Source organism: Spirillospora sp. NPDC046719, from assembly GCF_040645715.1.
Taxonomy (GTDB): Bacteria; Actinomycetota; Actinomycetes; order Streptosporangiales; family Streptosporangiaceae; genus Spirillospora.
Genome location: NZ_JBEYYT010000677.1, coordinates 1 through 3,712, shown reverse-complemented (window position 1 = coordinate 3,712; position 3,712 = coordinate 1). Strand labels below are relative to the sequence as shown.

Genomic DNA, 3,712 nt, shown 5'->3' with positions numbered 1-3,712 from the left:
GAGCGCCAGCGGAGCGGGGAAACAGCCTGCCGGCCGTTGACGGGGGTTCCAGGGGGTCGCCCCCCTGGGCGAACACCGCCGTTACTTGCCGGGTTCGGGGTCGCGGGGAAGGCCGAGGAGCCGCTCGCCGATGATGTTCAGCTGCACCTCGGTGGTGCCGCCGTAGATCGTCATCGCGCGGCTGAACAGCATGGCCCGGGCGATGATCCCGCTCTCGGCCATCGGCGTCTCGGTCGCCGCCGCCTCGCCCTGCGCCGCCCAGCAGTAGTCGGCGACGTCCTGGTTGAACTGCACGCCGAGCAGCTTGCGGACGCTCGCCTCGGCGCCCGGCTCCACCCCGTTGAGCTGCTTCAGCGTGGTCCGCAGCCCCAGCAGGTCGATCGACTGGCCCTGCGCGACCAGCTTGCCGACCTCGGCGGCCGCGACCGCGTCCAGCTCCCGGCCCTTGAAGAAGTTCAGCAGCTCGGGCACGCCCATGCCGAGACCGCCGCCGGTCGACAGCGACACCCGCTCGTTGGACAGCGTGTTGCGGGCGACCTGCCAGCCCTTGTCGACCTCGCCGACCACGCAGTCGTCCGGGACGAACACCCCGTCGAGGAACACCTCGTTGAACAGCGCGTCGCCGGTCAGCTCCCGCAGCGGCCGCACGTCCACGCCCGGCGATTTCATGTCGACCAGGAAGTAGGTGATGCCGTCGTGCTTGGGCGCGTCGGGGTTCGTGCGGGCGATGCAGAAGCCCCACTGCGCGTGCTGCGCCACCGACGTCCAGATCTTCTGGCCGGTCAGCTTCCAGCCGCCCTCGACGCGCTCGGCCTTCATCGACAGCGACGCCAGGTCCGAGCCGGCGCCCGGCTCGGAGAACAGCTGGCACCACACCATCTGGCCGCGCAGCGTCGGCCGCAGGAACCGCTCCTTCTGCTCCTCGCTGCCGTAGCGGACGAGCGACGGCACCAGCCACGCGCCGATCACCAGGTTCGGCGCCTTGACCCCGGCGGCCTTCAGCTCCTGCTGGATGAGGACCTGCTCGACCGGGCCCGCGCCGCGTCCCCACGGCTTGGGGAAGTGCGGGACGGTCCAGCCGTCGTCGCCCATCTTGACCTTGAGGGCGTCCTTGTCCTCGATCGCCGCGAGCTCGGCGACCTCGGCGCGGATCCGCTCGCGCAGCGGCTGCGCGCCCTCGTCCAGCTCCAGCTCGACCTCGCGGCGGCCGCCGTCGAGCGCGAGCGCCGCGACCTTGGCGGCCCAGTCCTTGGCCGGGCCGAGCAGCGCCCGCAGCGTCAGCGCGCGGCGCAGGTAGATGTGCGCGTCGTGCTCCCAGGTGAACCCGATGCCGCCGAGCATCTGGATCGCGTCCCGGGCGGTCTGCACGCCCGCGTCCGCCGCGATCACCGCCGCGACGGCGGCGGCGAACCCGGCGTCCTCGGTGCCCTCGTCCAGCGCGCGGGCGGCGTCCCACGCGGCGGCGCGGGCCTGCTCCAGCGCGATCAGCGCGCGCGCGGCCTTGTGCTTGACTCCCTGGAACTGCCCGATCGGGCGGCCGAACTGCTCGCGCACCTTGGCGTACTCGGCGGCGGTGTTCACCAGCCACCCGGCCAGCCCGGCGGCCTCGGCACCGAACAGCGTCGCGGCCAGGTCGCGGACGCGGCCGCCGGTCACCCCGTCCAGCACCCGGTCGGCGGCGACGGCGACGCCGTCGGCCTCGACCGCGGCGACCCGGCGGACCCGGTCCAGGCTCGCCACCGCGGTGATCTTCAGGTCGGCGGCGTCCACCGCCACCCACTGCTCCTCGTCGCCCCCGGACCCGCTCACGGTGACGGGCAGGACGACCACGTCGGCGAGCAGCGCGCCCAGCACCGTCGCCGCCGAGCCGGACACCGTCAGCGCGTCGCCGTCGCGGGCGCCGGTCAGGCCCCCCGACAGCGCGACCGCGCCGGTCCGCGACCCGTCCGCGAGCCCCGGCAGCAGCTCGGCGCGCAGCTTGGCGTTGCTGGACGCGTCGATCACCGAGCTCGCCAGCACCGTCGGCAGGAACGGGCCGGGCGCCGCGGCCCGGCCCAGCTCCTCCAGCACCACCGCCAGCTCCAGCAGGCCGTAGCCCTGCCCGCCGTGCTCCTCGTCCAGATGCAGGCCCAGCAGGCCCTGCTCGGCCAGGGCCGGCCAGAACCCGGGCCGGGTCTCCTCGTCCGCGTCCAGCGCGGCGCGGACGGCCGTCGCCGGGATGTTGCGCTCGGCGAAGCCGCGCACCGAATCGGCGAGCGCCTCGTGCTCCTCGGTCAGCCCGATGGCCATGTGTCGAACCCTCCCTCAGACCGCGTGTCGACAGCGATTCTAGAACAGGATTCGGGTCACGTGGGGCAGTGATTCCGCTCTCACCGGCCGCCTCACCGGCCGGAGGTCCGCGAGGCCCGCTCGCCGCCCGCGCCTGCCTCCCCGGCGGGCTCGCCCCGCCCCTGGTCAGCGGCACCGCGGGCCCGGTCCCCGACGGTCAGGCTCGCGACGGTGGTGGCCGCCAGCGTGCCCGCGATCACCGCGAGCGACAGCCAGATCGGCACGTCCGGCGCCCAGGCGACACCGTACTCGTGCAGCGCGTGGAAGATCAGCTTGACCCCGATGAAGCCGAGGATGAACGCCAGCCCGTGCCCGAGGTACACCAGCCGGTCGGTCAGCCCGCCCAGCAGGAAGTACAGCTGGACCAGGCCCATCAGCGCGAACGCGTTGGCGGTGAACACCAGGTACGGCTCGGTGGTCAGCCCGAAGATCGCCGGGATGGAGTCCAGCGCGAACAGCACGTCGGTGGAGCCGATCGCGATCATCACGATCATCAGCGGGGTGACCATGCGGCGGCCGCCGCGCCGGGTGAGGAACCGCGAGCCGTCGTACTCGTCGGACGTCGGGATGACGCGCTTGGCCCAGCGCAGGACCGCGTTCTCCTTGAACTCGTCGTCGTCACCGCCGCGCACCAGCCCGTAGGCCGTCCACAGCAGGAACGCGCCGAAGATGAAGAAGACCCAGGTGAAGGTGGAGATCGCGGCCGCGCCGACCGCGATGAACGCGCCGCGCAGCACCAGCGCGATGACGATGCCCGCCATCAGGACGGTGTGCTGCGCGTGCTTGGGCACCGCGAACCGCGTCAGGATCACCATGAACACGAAGAGGTTGTCGACGCTGAGGCTCTTCTCGGTGACGAAGCCGCCGAAGTACTGCGCGGCGTGCTGCCCTCCGGAGAACAGCCAGACGCCGAGGCCGAACAGCACGGCGAGGCCGATGTAGACGACCGACCAGAAGGCGGCCCTGCGGGTGGTGAACTCCCGCGTGTCGTTGCGGTGGATGACCAGCAGGTCGGCGGCGATGACGGCGAGGATCCCGGCGAGCGTCAGGATCCACACCCAGGGTGCGACGGACAACGTGAAACCTCCGGCGGACGTGGTCGAGCGCCGGAGGTCTCTCCCGCCCCCGGGGCGAGGGCCGCGGGCGCCGGGCCGGTGCGGACCGGCCGTGCTGACGACACCCGTGCGCGGGGATACTCCCCTCCACTTGCCCTGTTCGACGCCGGACGCCGCCCCGGGGTTCCCGGCTCCCGGAAATTTCTCGGCATTCCCGCGAACCCGGCCCCGCCGCGCGGCATCTAAGGCCCGGCGCGCGCGGGTCAGCGGCGCGCCGCGCTCAGCTCCAGGTAGACGGCGGCGAGCTGGTCGACGGCGTCGGCCTCGTC

Annotated in this window: 2 protein-coding genes; both read right to left on the bottom strand. The window is 73.0% G+C overall.

The window, feature by feature from the left end; all coding sequences use genetic code 11:
- Positions 1-81: 81 nt before the first annotated feature.
- Positions 82-2,289 carry an acyl-CoA dehydrogenase family protein gene (locus ABZ914_RS48485; protein ID WP_500201374.1) on the bottom strand — a complete coding sequence of 736 codons (2,208 nt, stop codon included), beginning with the start codon at positions 2,287-2,289 and terminating at the stop codon, positions 82-84.
- A 92-nt stretch (positions 2,290-2,381) separates the two neighbouring features.
- Positions 2,382-3,404, bottom strand: a complete 1,023-nt coding sequence (locus tag ABZ914_RS48480) for a TerC family protein (RefSeq protein WP_500201373.1) — start codon at positions 3,402-3,404, stop codon at positions 2,382-2,384.
- Positions 3,405-3,712 lie beyond the last annotated feature (308 nt).